Origin of the sequence: Nonomuraea sp. NPDC001636, assembly GCF_040298265.1 — a bacterium.
In the GTDB taxonomy this organism is placed as follows: Bacteria; Actinomycetota; Actinomycetes; order Streptosporangiales; family Streptosporangiaceae; genus Nonomuraea.
Genome location: NZ_JBEOZT010000002.1, coordinates 485,203 through 498,195 on the forward strand (window position 1 = coordinate 485,203; position 12,993 = coordinate 498,195).

Annotated in this window: 12 protein-coding genes; 8 read left to right on the forward strand and 4 right to left on the reverse strand. The window is 74.1% G+C overall.

The window, feature by feature from the left end:
- Positions 1-142 precede the first annotated feature (142 nt).
- From ABT158_RS05945 to ABT158_RS05970, 6 genes are read left to right on the forward strand one after another with little or no spacing between them, the layout of a single operon-like run.
- The gene (locus tag ABT158_RS05945) at positions 143-2,914 is read left to right on the forward strand and encodes a Na+/H+ antiporter subunit A (RefSeq protein ID WP_352351357.1); all 2,772 of its coding nucleotides are present in this window, start codon (positions 143-145) and stop codon (positions 2,912-2,914) included.
- Positions 2,911-3,741 (forward strand): Na(+)/H(+) antiporter subunit C, encoded by an 831-nt coding sequence (locus ABT158_RS05950; RefSeq protein ID WP_352351359.1) that lies wholly within the window; start codon positions 2,911-2,913, stop codon positions 3,739-3,741. The genes ABT158_RS05945 and ABT158_RS05950 overlap by 4 nt, the downstream gene beginning before the upstream one ends.
- 21 nt (positions 3,742-3,762) lie before the next feature.
- Positions 3,763-5,331: a Na+/H+ antiporter subunit D gene (locus ABT158_RS05955; protein ID WP_352351361.1), complete on the forward strand. Its 1,569-nt coding sequence runs from the start codon at positions 3,763-3,765 to the stop codon at positions 5,329-5,331.
- Positions 5,328-5,870: a Na+/H+ antiporter subunit E gene (locus ABT158_RS05960; protein ID WP_352351363.1), complete on the forward strand. Its 543-nt coding sequence runs from the start codon at positions 5,328-5,330 to the stop codon at positions 5,868-5,870. The genes ABT158_RS05955 and ABT158_RS05960 overlap by 4 nt, the downstream gene beginning before the upstream one ends.
- The gene (locus tag ABT158_RS05965) at positions 5,867-6,127 is read left to right on the forward strand and encodes an MrpF/PhaF family protein (protein WP_352351365.1); all 261 of its coding nucleotides are present in this window, start codon (positions 5,867-5,869) and stop codon (positions 6,125-6,127) included. The genes ABT158_RS05960 and ABT158_RS05965 overlap by 4 nt, the downstream gene beginning before the upstream one ends.
- Before the next feature lie 2 nt (positions 6,128-6,129).
- The gene (locus ABT158_RS05970; protein ID WP_352351367.1) at positions 6,130-6,447 is read left to right on the forward strand and encodes a cation:proton antiporter; all 318 of its coding nucleotides are present in this window, start codon (positions 6,130-6,132) and stop codon (positions 6,445-6,447) included.
- Here the strand turns inward: ABT158_RS05970 and ABT158_RS05975 are convergent.
- The 4 genes from ABT158_RS05975 to ABT158_RS05990 form a co-directional block, all read right to left on the reverse strand.
- Positions 6,399-6,896, reverse strand: coding sequence for a DUF6328 family protein (locus ABT158_RS05975; RefSeq protein ID WP_352351369.1), 498 nt, complete (start codon positions 6,894-6,896; stop codon positions 6,399-6,401). The two genes, ABT158_RS05970 and ABT158_RS05975, sit on opposite strands and share 49 nt — an antisense overlap.
- A gap of 66 nt (positions 6,897-6,962) precedes the next feature.
- Positions 6,963-8,984 (reverse strand): xanthine dehydrogenase family protein molybdopterin-binding subunit, encoded by a 2,022-nt coding sequence (locus ABT158_RS05980; protein WP_352351371.1) that lies wholly within the window; start codon positions 8,982-8,984, stop codon positions 6,963-6,965.
- Positions 8,981-9,952, reverse strand: a complete 972-nt coding sequence (locus ABT158_RS05985) for an FAD binding domain-containing protein (protein ID WP_352351372.1) — start codon at positions 9,950-9,952, stop codon at positions 8,981-8,983. Before ABT158_RS05985 ends, ABT158_RS05980 begins: the two co-directional genes overlap by 4 nt.
- On the reverse strand, positions 9,949-10,437 hold the full coding sequence (locus ABT158_RS05990) for a (2Fe-2S)-binding protein (RefSeq protein WP_352351374.1): 489 nt from the start codon (positions 10,435-10,437) through the stop codon (positions 9,949-9,951). The genes ABT158_RS05985 and ABT158_RS05990 overlap by 4 nt, the downstream gene beginning before the upstream one ends.
- Before the next feature lie 132 nt (positions 10,438-10,569).
- Here ABT158_RS05990 and ABT158_RS05995 point away from each other — a divergent pair, with 132 nt between their 5' ends.
- Together ABT158_RS05995 and ABT158_RS06000 are read left to right on the forward strand one after the other, a co-directional pair.
- The gene (locus ABT158_RS05995; protein WP_352351376.1) at positions 10,570-11,727 is read left to right on the forward strand and encodes an acetate/propionate family kinase; all 1,158 of its coding nucleotides are present in this window, start codon (positions 10,570-10,572) and stop codon (positions 11,725-11,727) included.
- Positions 11,720-12,976 (forward strand): erythromycin esterase family protein, encoded by a 1,257-nt coding sequence (locus ABT158_RS06000; RefSeq protein ID WP_352351378.1) that lies wholly within the window; start codon positions 11,720-11,722, stop codon positions 12,974-12,976. The genes ABT158_RS05995 and ABT158_RS06000 overlap by 8 nt, the downstream gene beginning before the upstream one ends.
- Positions 12,977-12,993 lie beyond the last annotated feature (17 nt).

Genomic DNA, 12,993 nt, shown 5'->3' on the forward strand with positions numbered 1-12,993 from the left:
AACGTCACCGGCCCCTCACCCGCTCATGGGCGGGTGAGGGACTGGTGACGTTCGGGTCAACCCTGGCCGCGCCTGCGCGGCGGGCCCGACCGGGCGGGAGAGATTGGGCGGACGTAGCCGGAAATTCCCTCCCGAGGAGCCCATGGAGTCGCTGCTGGTCCTGCACGCGCTCGCGGCGGTCTGCGCTCCCTGGCTGGCCCGGCGCATGGGACGGGCCTCCTTCCTGGTGCTGGCCGTGGCGCCCGGCGCCGGTTTCGCGTACACGGTCTGGCTGGGGGTGCGGGGGCTGCCGGCGCGGGAGGACACCCGCTGGGCGCCCGCGCTCGGGCTGGAGCTGTCCTTCCGGGCCGACACGCTGACCCTGCTGATGATGGCGCTGGTCACCGGCGTGGGCGTGCTGGTCCTGGTCTACAGCGTGCGCTACTTCCCGGCCGGCGACGACGGGCTGGGCCGCTACGGCGGCGCGATGACCGCCTTCGCCGGGTCGATGCTGGGGCTGGTCACGGCCGACAACCTGCTGCTGCTGTACGTCTTCTGGGAGCTGACCACCGTCTTCTCCTACCTGCTGATCGGCTACCACCCGGAGAGCCGGGCGAGCCGGCGGGCCGCGATGAAGGCGCTGACGGTGACCACGCTGGGCGGGCTGGCGATGCTGGCCGGGTTCGTGGTGGTCGGGCAGGCGGCGGGCACGTACGCGCTGTCGGGGGTCGTCGCCCGGCCGCCGCAGGCCGGCCCGCTGGCCGCCGGGCTGGTGCTGGTGCTGGCCGGGGCGCTGTCGAAGTCGGCGATCTTCCCGTTCAGCACGTGGCTGCCGGCCGCGATGGCGGCGCCGACGCCGGTGTCGGCGTACCTGCACGCGGCGGCCATGGTCAAGGCCGGGGTGTACCTGGTGGCCAGGCTCGGGCCGGCGTTCGGGGACGTGCCGCTGTGGCGGGCGGTCGCGGTGCCGCTCGGCGTGCTGACGATGCTGCTGGGCGGCTGGCGGGCGCTGCGCGAGACGGACCTGAAACGGCTGCTGGCCTACGGCACGGTCAGCCAGCTCGGTTTCCTGATCACGCTGTTCGGCGTGGGCACCCGGGGCGCGGCGCTGGCCGGGGTGGGCATGCTGGCCGCGCACGCGCTGTTCAAGGCCGCGCTGTTCCTGGTCGTGGGGGTCGTCGACCATGCGACCGGCACCCGTGAGCTGCGCGAGCTGAGCGGGGTCGGCCGGTCGATGCCGTGGGTGTGCGCGGCCGCGGTGCTGGCGGGGGCGTCGATGGCGGGGCTGCCGCCGTTCGCGGGGTTCGCCGGCAAGGAGGCGGCGCTGGAGGCGCTGCTGGACCGGCCGCTCGTGCTGGCGGGGGTGGTGGCGGGGTCGGCGCTGACGGCGGCGTACACGCTGCGGTTCCTGTGGGGGGCCTTCGCCGCCAAGCCGGGCGTGCCGGCCACCCCGGCGCACCGGACGGCGGCGGCCATGTTCGCGCCCGCCGCGCTGCTGGCGGTGCTCGGACTGGCGCTGGCGCCCTTCGCCTCCTGGTACGGCGGCGCGATGTCGGGCTACACCGGCACCTTCCGCGACCCCGGCCACGCCACGCACCTGGCGATCTGGGCCGGCCTGTCCCCCGCGCTGCTGCTGTCGGCCGTGGCGCTGGCGGCCGGGGTGCTGCTGTTCCTGGCCAGGGAGCCGGTGGCCAGGGCGGGCGCGGCGCTGCACGTGCTGGACTCGACGCAGATCTTCTGGTCGCTCGTCCGCCGGCTGGACCGCTTCGCCGTCCAGGCCACGGGCTTCGTCCAGCGCGGTTCGCTGCCCGACTACCTGCTGCTCACGCTGGCCGCCACGACCGGCGTGGGCGTGTTCGCCGTCGCCTACGGCGGCGTGCCGCACCTGGACGTGCCGGTCGTCCCCTGGGAGCGGGTGGAGCAGCCGGTGCTGGCGGTCCTGATCACCGCGGCGGCGGCACTGGCGCTGTTCGCCCGCGCCTACATCCTGCTGGCCGTGGTCGTCGGCGTCATCGGGTACGGCACCGCGCTGCTGTTCCTCGCGCACGGCTCGCCCGACCTGGCGCTGACCCAGTTCCTGGCCGAGACGCTGGCCCTGGTGGTGTTCGCCCTGGTGCTGCGGCGGCTGCCGGTGACGCCGGTCAGGGCCCGGCTGCCGCGCCTGTTCCGGTTCGGGCTCGGGCTGGCCGTGGGGGTGGTGGTGACCGGGGCGGGCCTGCTGGCCACCAGCGCGCGAAGCACCTGGGCCGTCGGGTCGCTGATGCCCGCCGCGGCGCGCGAGGCGGGGGCGCGCAACATCGTCAGCGCGATCATCCTGGACGTCCGGGCCTGGGACACGATGGGCGAGAGCACGGTGCTGGTCGTGCTGACGCTGGGCGTGACGAGCCTGGTGTTCCTGCGGCGCCGGACGTACGAGATCGAGCGGGACGACCGCGGCCGGGTGCCCGCCGAGCGCACGCACTGGTTGTCCTCGACGCTGCCGCGCGGCCAGCGGGCCGTGGCCTTCGAGGTGGCGGCCCGGCTGACCTTCCACACGGTGCTGGTGCTCTCGGTGTTCCTGCTGTTCGTCGGGCACAGCGGGGTCGGCGGCGGGTTCGCCGGCGGCATCGTGGCCGGGCTGGCGATCACCGTGCGCTACCTGGCCGGCGGCCGGTACGAGCTGGCCGCGGCGGTCCCGGTGCACGCGGGCGTGCTGATGGGCGCCGGGCTGACCCTGTCGACCGGCACTGCGCTGGCCGGGCTGCTGTTCGGGCGGGCGGCGCTGGACATGCTGGCGGCCGACGTGCACCTGCCGCTGGTCGGCAGCCTGCACGTGTCCACGGGCCTGCTGTTCGACCTCGGCGTGTACGTCTCGGTGACCGGCATGGTCCAGGACGTGCTGCGCGGCCTCGGCGCCGAGCTGGACCGGCAGATCGAGGCGGAGGAGAGCTCGTGACGATCTCCCTGGCGCCGTTCCTGTGCTGCTGCGTCATGATCACGACCGGCGTGACGCTGCTGCTGGAGCGGAGCCTGGTGCGGGTGCTGGCCGGGGTGGTCGTGCTGGGCAACGGCGTGAACCTGCTGATCGTCACCGCGGGCGGGAACGCCGGCGGGCCGCCCATCCTGGGCAGCACGCCGGTGGCGGACATGGCCGATCCGCTGCCGCAGGCGATGGTGCTCACCGCCATCGTGATCACCCTGGGCGTGACGGCGTTCGTGCTGGCCATGGTGCACCGGTCGTGGCAGCTCACCGGCAGCGACGAGGTCCAGGACGACACCGAGGACCGGCGCGTGCGGCTGCGGGCCAGGCGCGGCGAGCTGAGCCACGCCCTGCGCACCCGGCAGGACGCCTACCGCCGGCTGGTCGTGGAGCAGCGGGCGGAGCTGGCCCGGCTGGAGGCCGAGCAGGCCGAGCGGGAGCGGCTGCAGGAGGCCGACCTGGAACGGCGGATCGCCCGCGTGCACACCGAGCTGGAGGAGTGGATGCGCACCCGGATGGCCGAAGGGCTGTCGGAGGAGGAGCTGCAACGCGGCTTCGAGGAGGCCGGGCAGCGGGACCTGCCGGACGAGGAGGCCACGGCCGGGGACAACGCCGAGCGCATCGACGAGCTGCGCCGCGAGCACACCCGGCGGCGGGCCGAGCAGGCGGCCGGCGAGAAGGCGCTGCGCCGGCGGATCAGGGCCAGGCAGCGCGACGCCCGCAGGCAGATGCGCTCGGCCATCCGCGAGGAGCGGGCCCGCCAGGCGCTCGCCAACGACCCCGAACTGGAGGGCGACGACTAGTGGCAGGCAGGGGCGGGGCCCGTGGGTGACCTGGTGGAGCTGCGCGGGCTGGTGTGCGTGCCGGTGCTGCTGCCGCTGCTGGCTGCCGGGATCAAGCTGGCGATCGGCGGGCGGCTGCGGCACCTGCAGTCGGCCATCAGCGTCACCACGCTGGGCATCTCGCTGGCGGTGTCGGTGCTGCTGCTCGCGCACGCCGACACGCACGGCCCGCTGGTGACCGAGCTGGGCGGCTGGGCCTCGCCGGTCGGGATCTGCCTGGTGGCCGACCGGCTCTCGACGCTGGTGCTGGTGGTGTCGTCGGCGGTGACGCTCTGCGTGATGGTGTACTCGATCGCCAACGCCTACGACGAGGCCGAGCACGACGCGCCGATGGCGATCTTCCATCCGGCGTTCCTGGTCATGGTGGCGGGCGTGGCGGACGCGTTCCTGTCCGGTGACCTGTTCAACCTGTTCGTCGCGTTCGAGATGCTGCTGAGCGGCTCGTACGTGCTGCTGACCTTCGGCGGGACCGAGTCCAGGATGCGGGCGGGGGCCACGTACACGCTGATGGCGCTGGCGTCGTCGATGTTGTTCCTGATCGCGCTGGCGGTGACCTACGGCGCGACGGGCACGTTGTCGATGGCGCAGCTCGCCGAGCGCTTCGGCACGCTGCCTCAGCAGGTCAAGCTGCTGGTCGAGCTGACGCTGCTGCTGGCGTTCGCGATCAAGGCGGCGATCTTCCCGGTGTCGGCGTGGCTGCCGGACTCCTACCCGACCGCGCCCGCGCCGGCCACGGCGGTGTTCGCCGGGCTGCTCACGAAGGTCGGCGTGTACGCGATCATCCGGCTGGAGGCGCTGCTGTTCCCCGGCGGGCCGGTCTCCACGCTGCTGATGGCGGTGGCGCTGGCCACGATGCTGGCCGGCGTGCTGGGCGCGGTGGCGCAGACCGACATCAAGCGCATGTTGTCCTTCACGCTGGTCAGCCACATCGGCTACATGGTGTTCGGGGTGGCGCTGTCGACGGTGGCGGGCCTGGCGGGCGCGGTGTTCTACATCGTCCACCACATCACCGTGCAGACGAGCCTGTTCCTGGTGACGGGGCTGATCGAGCGGCGCACCGGCACCACGTCGGTCAACCGGCTGGGCGGGCTGATGAGGACCGCGCCGGTGCTGGGCGTGCTGTTCTTCGTGCCCGCGATGAACCTGTCGGGCATCCCGCCGATGTCGGGGTTCCTGGGCAAGCTGCTGCTGGTGCAGGCGGGCCTGGACAAGGGCGGCCCGGCGGCGCTCGTGCTGGTCGCGGGCGGGCTGCTGACGAGCCTGCTGACGCTGTACGCGATCGCCAAGACGTGGGGCAAGGCGTTCTGGCGCGAGCCGCGCGAGGAGCGGCTGGGCCAGGTGATGGAGAGCGAGGAGGCGACGGGTGAGGAGCCGGTGGTGACGACGACGGCGCTGCCGCCCGTGCTGCTGGGCGCGACGGCGGCGCTGGTGGCGCTGGGGCTGTCGTTCACGGTGCTGGCCGGGCCGCTGGCGGCGCTGACGCAGCGGGTGGCCACGGAGCTGAGCGAGCGGCAGACGTACATCACCGCGGTGCTGGGGACGCGGCAGTGAGCGCGGGCCTGCTCGCGCCGCGGCTGTTCGGGCGGCGGGTGCCGCTGCCGCTGGTGGCGTGGCTGACGCTGGTGTGGGTGACGCTGTGGGGCGAGCTGTCGGCGGGGAACGTGCTGGGCGGCCTGGCGACCGCGCTGGTGGTGACGTGGCTGCTGCCGCTGCCCGTCCTGGACCCGGGGATCAGGGTGCGGCCGCTGCCGCTGGCGCGGTTCCTGCTGTGGTTCGGCTGGGACATGCTGCTCTCGACCGTGCGGGTGGTGGCGTGGGTGGTGCGGCCCGGCGATCCGCCCACGCAGCTGGTGCTGGTGCGGCTGCGCACGTCGTCGGAGTCGATGACCGTGATGATCATGGTGGCGTTGTCCACGATGCCGGGGAGCCTGGTGGTGGAGGCGTACATGGACAGGAGAGAGCTGATGCTGCACGTGCTGGGGCTGGCCGGGGAGGGCGTCCCGGACGCGGTCCGCAGGGACCTGGCCGGGCTGGAGTCGCGCATCGTGGCCGCCTTCGGCACCCGCGCCGACCGGGAGGAGCTGCGGTGAGCGCGGTGTACCTGGTGACGATCGCGCTGCTCGGCGGCGGGGCGGCGGCCGCGTTGTGGCGGGTGGGACGCGGGCCGTCGATGCTGGATCGCGCGGTCGCCCTCGACGTGCTGACGTCGCTGGCGATGTGCGCGGTGGGGCTGTTCGCGGTGGTCAGGGACGACTACTCCGACCTGCCGGTGCTCCAGGTGCTGTCGTTGCTGGGGTTCGTGGGGTCGGTGTCGCTGGCCCGGTTCTTCCCGGGGCGGTCGGGGTGAGCGTGACGGAGATCGCGGCGGCGGTCTGCCTGGTGCTCGGGGCCGTGCTGGCGTTGTCGGCGGGCGCCGGGCTGGTGCGCTTCCGCACGACGCTGGACCGGATGCACGCCGGCACCAAGCCGCAGGTGCTCGGCGTGCTGCTGGTGCTGGCCGCGATGTGGCTGCACCGGCCCACCTGGTGGAACGCCGGGCCGCTGCTGATCGTGGGGGCCTCGCAGGTGATCACGGTGTCGGTGGCGGCGTACATGGTGGGGCGGGCGGCCTACTCGCGTCAGTCGTCGCGGGACGAGACCGAGATGCCGCCCCCGGAGGAGGACTGATCGCCCCTGCGGTCGAGGGCGGGCTGGCCGAACCAGGTCCAGGCGGCCAGCCCGGCCAGGATGCCGGCGGTGATCCAGGCCAGGGTGGAGTGGAACAGGTAGTCGATCACCAGCATGGTGGCCGTGGTCATCGACACCACCAGGGCGAGCGCTCCTAACAGGCCGTAGGTGTTGGACCGGCGTACCAGCCTCTCCTTGTGGCCCTGCCGGAACAGCACGCGGTGCTGGGCGGTCGGCGCGATGTAGCAGATCGACGCGACGGCGGCGCTGACCAGCGCGGCGAAGTAGAGCCAGCGGTCGGTCTGGTCCAGCTTGACGAAGCCGGGCGAGAAGGGGACGGTCAGCAGGAACGCGAACAGCACCTGCACGCCGGTCACCGCGACGCGGGCGCCCTGCAGCAGTTCGACGAAGTTGCGGTCGGCGCGTTCCTCGTGCGACTCGTTCTTCACTCGGCCTCCTTGGTGGATGTTCCCCTCTTCCTTGGCGGAGGCCGGTCGAAACATGGATGTCCGAGGTCAGGTGAGGATCTTGGCGGGGGTGATGGGCAGGTCGCGCACCCGCCGGCCGGTGGCGTGGTGAACGGCGTTGCCGATCGCGGCGGCGGTGCCGACGATGCCGATCTCGCCGATGCCCTTGGAGCCCATCGGGTTGAGCAGGCCGTCCTGCTCGTCGATCCAGACGGCCTCGATCGCCGGCACGTCGGCGCAGGCCGGCACGTGGTACTGGGCCAGGTCGCGGTGCAGGAAGCCGCCGAACTCGTCGTCGGTCAGCGTCTCCTCCATCAGCGCCATCCCCATGCCCATGATCATGCCGCCGACGAACTGCGACCTGGCCAGCCTGGCGTCCAGGATGCGGCCGGCGGCGAACACGCCGAGCAGGCGCGACAGGCGGATCTCGCCCGTCACGGAGCTGACCCTGACCTCGGCGAACTGGGCGCCGAAGGCGTGCCTGGCCAGCTCCTCGTCGGCCTTGACCTCCTCGGTGGTGTCGGCGGTCCCCTCGCCGCCGTCGGCCCGCAGCGCCTCGCAGGCCCGTACGACGGCCGAGCCCCACGACGCCGTGCCCATCGAGCCGCCCGCGACGGGGGCGGTGGGCAGGTCGCTGTCGCCGAGCTCGACGTGCACCCGGTCGGGGGCGACGCCGAGGCAGTCGGCCGCGATCCTGGTGAGCACGGTCCTGGCGCCGGTGCCGATGTCGGCGGCGGCCACCCGGATGACGAAGTCGCCGTCGCGCACGGTCGCGGTGGCCTGCGACGGGCCGCGCCTGGCCGGGTAGGTGGAGGCGGCCACGCCGGTGCCGACCAGCCACTCCCCCTCGCGCCTGACGCCGGGCGCCGGGTCGCGGCGGTCCCAGCCGAAGCGGCGGGCGCCCTCGCGCAGGCAGGTCACCAAGCTGCGCGAGCTGAAGGGCAGCCCGCCGTCCGGCTCGGTCGTGGGCTCGTTGCGGATGCGCAGCTCGACGGGGTCGATCCCGGCCGCCTCGGCCAGCTCGTCCATCGCCGACTCCAGGGCGTACATGCCGGGGCACTCGCCGGGGGCGCGCATCCAGGACGGGGTGGCCACGTCGAGGCGGACGAGCCGGTGCGCGGTGCGCAGCGCGGGCGTGGCGTACATGACGCGGCCGGGGGTGGCGGCCTGCTCGGCGAACTCGACGATCCTGCTGGTCTGCACGTACGCCGTGTGCTCGACCGCGGTGAGCCGGCCGTCGGCGTCCGCGCCGAGCCGCAGCCGCTGGACGGTGGGCGTGCGGTAGCCGGTGAGGTCGAACATCTGCTGCCGGGTGAAGACGACCTTGACCGGACGGCCGGCGGCGCGGGCGGCCAGGGCGGCGAGCACGGCGTTCGGCCTGGTGGTGCCCTTGGAGCCGAAGCCGCCGCCGACGTGCCTGGCCACCACGCGCACCTGCTCGGCGGGCAGGCCGAGGGTCTTGGCGATGCTGTCCCGGTCGCCGCTGGCGCCCTGGGTCGAGTCGTAGACCAGCAGCCGGCCGTCGTCGGCCCACACGGCCACCGCGGCGTGCGGCTCCATCGGGTTGTTGTGCAGGGGCGGCGTCGTGTACGTCACGTCCACGGCGGACGCGGCGGCGGCCAGCCCGGCCTCCACGTCGCCCTTGCCGGTGTCGGGCGGCAGGTTCGGGTTGACCTTCTCGGGCCGGTAGAGGTCCGGGTGGTCGGCGCGCAGCCGCACGTCATGAGCCTGCGCTTCGTAGGCGACGCGGACGGCGTCGGCGGCGGCGCGGGCCTGGTCGTAGGTGCCGGCGACGACGGCGGCCACGAGCTGGCCCCGGTAGACGACGTCCCGGGAGCGGAACAGCGCCAGCTCGGGGTCGGCGTCCTCGGCCAGGTCGGGCGGGTCCTCGACGGACAGCACGGCCAGCACGCCCGGCATGGTCAGCGCCTGCCCGGCGTCCACCCCGGTCACCCGGCCCCTGGTGACCGTGGACTGCACCGGGTAGCAGTAGGCGACGCCCTCGACCGGGTACTCGGCGGCGTACGTGGCCAGCCCCGTGACCTTGACGCGCCCCTCGATGCGGTTCACGGCGTCAGCTCCTCCAGCGTGCGGACGATCAGGTTGCGCGCCAGCGGCAGCTTGTACGCGTTGCGCGGCAGCGGGCGGGCCTGGTCGAGCTCGGCCTCGGCGGCCCGCAGGTACGCCTCCCCCGTGGCGGGGCCGCCGATGATCTCCCGTTCGGCGCGTTCGGCCCGCCAGGGCGCGTGGGCCACGCCGCCGAGCGCGATGCGGCAGCCGGTCACCACGCCGTCCCAGCGCACGTCGAGCACGGCGGCGATGGACACCAGCGCGAACGCGAACGAGGCCCGTTCGCGCACCTTGCGGTAGAGGGAGGCGCCCGGCGGCGGCGCGGGCAGCTCGACGGCGGTGATCAGCATGCCGGGTTCGAGCACGGTGTCGCGTTCGGGCGCGTCGCCGGGCAGGCGGTGCAGGCCGGGCATGGGGATGATCCGGTCGCCGGCCGGGCCGGTGACGTGCACCTCGGCGTCGAGCGCGGCCAGCGCCACGGCCATGTCCGAGGGGTGGGTGGCCACGCAGGCGTCGGAGGCGCCGAGCACGGCCAGGTTGCTGTGGTCGCCCTCGATCGCGGGGCAGCCGGTGCCGGGCTCGCGTTTGTTGCACGGCCTGGTGACGTCCTGGAAGTAGGGGCAGCGGGTGCGTTGCAGCAGGTTGCCGGCGACCGTGGCCATGTTCCTGACCTGGCCGGAGGCGCCGGTCAGCACGGCCCTGGCGAGCATCGGGTAGCGGGCGCGGACGAGCGGGTCGGCCGCCAGGTCGCTGTTGCGCACGGCCGCGCCGATCCGCAGCCGGTCGCGTACGGGCTCGACGGCGTCCAGCGGCAGGCGGCTGACGTCCACGAGGTGGTCGGGGGCGGCCACGCCGAGGCGCATGAGGTCGACCAGGTTGGTGCCGCCGCCCAGGTACATCGTGCCGGGGCCGTACCGGCCGACCGCGTCGGACGGGCTCTGGGCGCGGACGTAGTCGAACGGCTTCACCGGGCCACCTCGCCGATCGCGGCCACGATGCCGGGATAGGCGCCGCACCGGCACAGGTTGCCGCTCATGCGTTCCCTGATCTCCTCGGGCGTCAGGGCCGGGTCGAGGAGGAGGTCGTCGGTGACGGCGCTCGGGCCCGGCTCGCCCAGCATGCCGACCGCCGAGCAGAGCTGGCCGGGCGTGCAGTAGCCGCACTGGAAGGCGTCGTGCTCGATGAACGCCGCCTGCAGCGGATGCAGCTGCTCGCCCGAGGCCAGCCCCTCGACGGTGACGATCTCGCTGCCGTCCACCGCCACGGCCAGCGCCAGGCAGGAGTTGGCCCGGCGGCCGTCGATGAGCACCGTGCACGCGCCGCACTGGCCGTGGTCGCAGCCCTTCTTGGAGCCGGTCAGGCCGAGCCGTTCGCGCAGCAGGTCGAGCAAGGAGATCCTGGGGTCGACGGCCACGGTGTGCGGCACGCCGTTCACCTGCAGGGTGATGTCCATAGGCGCTCGCCTACCCGGCCACCGCCGGAGGCAACCACGGGCTCGGACATCTCGGGGTAAAGGTGACGGGGTCCAGGTGTCGGGGCGCGGGCGGCGGGTAGCCGGGGAGAGGATCGGGCCGCGGAGGGGTGCATGGGGCGAGCGTTCGACGAGCAGGTGGCGGAGTCCGAGGCGGTGCTCACCGTCAACGCGGGCTCGTCGAGCCTGCGCCTCGACCTCGTCCAGGGCGGCTGCGTGCTGGACAGCGCGCACGCCGAGCGGGCCGCGGACCCGGGCTCGGCGCGCGAGGAGCTGGCGGCGTTCCTGGGCGGCCACTTCGACCGCGACATCCGCGCGGTGGCGCACCGGCTGGTGCACGGCGGCGACGTCGTCCGCACGCCCACCGTCGCCGACGACGAGACCGTCGAGGCGCTGCGCGGCGTCGTGAGCCTGGCGCCGCTGCACCTGCCGCCCGCGCTGGCGCTGCTGGAGGCGGCCCGCGAGCAGCTTCCCGCCGTGCCGCACGTGCTCTGCCCGGACACGGCCTTCCACGCCGGCCTGCCCGACGCCGCCGCGGTCTACGCCCTGCCGCGCGAGTGGCGCGACCGGTACGGCCTGCGCCGCTATGGCTTCCACGGCCTGTCCTACGCCTGGACCGCCGACCGGGTGGCCGAGCTGCTCGGCCGGCCGCTCGCCGACCTGGAGCTGGTGCTGACCCACCTGGGCGGCGGCTCGTCGGTGTGCGCGGTGTCGGGCGGGCGCAGCCTGGACACCTCGATGGGCTTCACCCCGCTGGACGGCGTCCCGATGAGCAAGCGCTCGGGCAGCGTCGATCCCGGGATGCTGATGTGGCTGCTGTCGCAGGGCCATCTGTCGGCCGACGAGCTGGGCGAGGGCCTGCAGCGCCGTTCCGGGCTGCTCGGGCTGTCCGGCGGCCGCTCGGGCGACACCCGCGAGCTGGTCGAGGCCGAACGCGCCGGCGACGCCGAGGCCGCCCTGGCCTTGGAGGTGTTCTGCCACCGGGTGAGCCGGGAGATCGCCGCCGCCGCCACGTCGCTGCCCAGGATCGACGCGCTGGTGTTCACCGGCGAGATCGGCTGGGACCAGCCCGAGGTGCGCGAGGCGGTCTGCCGCCGTCTCGGGCTGCTCGGCGTCGAGCCGCCCGAGACCGGCAACCGGCACGACGACGGCCTGGTCAGCGGGCCGGGCGCCGCCGTGCCCGTCCTGGTCGTCCAGGTGCGCGAGGAGCTCCAGCTCGCCCGCGAATGCCTGGGCGTCTTCCGGCCGGCAGAGGAGGACGGCTATGGATGACGTCACCCGCTCGGCGCTGCGGCTGTCGGGCGAGCAGGATCTCGACCCGCTGCTCGACCGCGTCGGCGAGGCCGGTCTCGTGCTGATCGGCGAGGCCAGTCACGGCACCCACGACTTCTACACCTGGCGGGCCGCGCTCACCCGCCGCCTGATCGCCGAGAAGGGCTTCGGGTTCGTCGCCGTCGAGGGCGACTGGCCCGACTGCGAGCGCGTCCACCACGCGGTCACCCGCGACGGCGAGGACCCCTTCGACGCCCTGTACGCCTACCAGCGCTGGCCCGCGTTCATGTGGGCCAACGAGGAGGTCGCCGAGTTCTGCCGCTGGCTGCGCCGCTGGAACGCGGCCCTGCCGCCGCCGGAGCGCGTCGGCTTCCACGGCCTCGACGTCTACAGCCTCTGGGAGTCCCTGCGCGCCGTGCGCCGCTACGCCGCCGACCACCTGCCCGACCAGCTCGGCACGGTGATGGAGGCCCTGTACTGCTTCGAGTCCTACGGCCACGACCCGCAGCGGTACGGCCTGGAGACCCGCCTGGTCCCCGACTCCTGCGAGAACGAGGTCGTGGAGCTGCTCAGGGCGGTCGTGGCGGCCGCGCCCGCCGACGAGGACGGCTTCGAGGCCCGGCAGAACGCCGAGGTCGTGGCCGGGGCCGAGAACTACTACCGGACCATGGTCGGCGGCGGCCCCGGCTCGTGGAACGTCAGGGACGTGCACATGGCCGACACCCTGGACCGGCTGACCGCCTTCTACGGGGCCAAGGGCGTGGTGTGGGCGCACAACACGCACGTCGGCGACGCCCGCGCCACCGACATGGCCGCCGCCGGCATGACCAACCTCGGCCAGCTGGCCCGCGAGCGGCACGGCGAGGACGTCGTCCTGGTCGGCTTCGGCGGCTACCGGGGGACGGTCGTGGCCGGGGCGAGCTGGGGCACGCGGGCGCACGTCATGCCCGTCCCGCCGGCCCGGCCCGGATCGCTGGAGGCGCTGCTGCACGACGCGCTCGGCGGCGAGCGCGCCCTGTTCGTGACGCCCCGGCGGCCCCGTCCGCGCTGGTTCGACCAGCCGCTGGACCACCGCGCGATCGGCGTCGTCTACCGGCCCGAGCGCGAGAAGTGGGGCAACTACGTGCCCACCGCGCTCGGCGACCGCTACGACGCCTTCATCTGGCTGGACGTCACCGAGGCCCTGCACCCGCTGCACGCCGAGCCGTGGGACGACGTCGAGCCGGAGACCTATCCGAGCGCCATGTGACGGACTGTCGGTGGCAG

What these genes read in the sequence shown, in the direction of transcription:
- ABT158_RS05990 (WP_352351374.1), bottom strand. Translation starts at nt 10,437, where the DNA reads ATGGACATCACCCTGCAGGTGAACGGCGTGCCGCACACCGTGGCCGTC.
- ABT158_RS05945 (WP_352351357.1), top strand. Translation starts at nt 143, where the DNA reads ATGGAGTCGCTGCTGGTCCTGCACGCGCTCGCGGCGGTCTGCGCTCCC.
- ABT158_RS05995 (WP_352351376.1), top strand. Translation starts at nt 10,570, where the DNA reads ATGGGGCGAGCGTTCGACGAGCAGGTGGCGGAGTCCGAGGCGGTGCTC.
- ABT158_RS06000 (WP_352351378.1), top strand. Translation starts at nt 11,720, where the DNA reads ATGGATGACGTCACCCGCTCGGCGCTGCGGCTGTCGGGCGAGCAGGAT.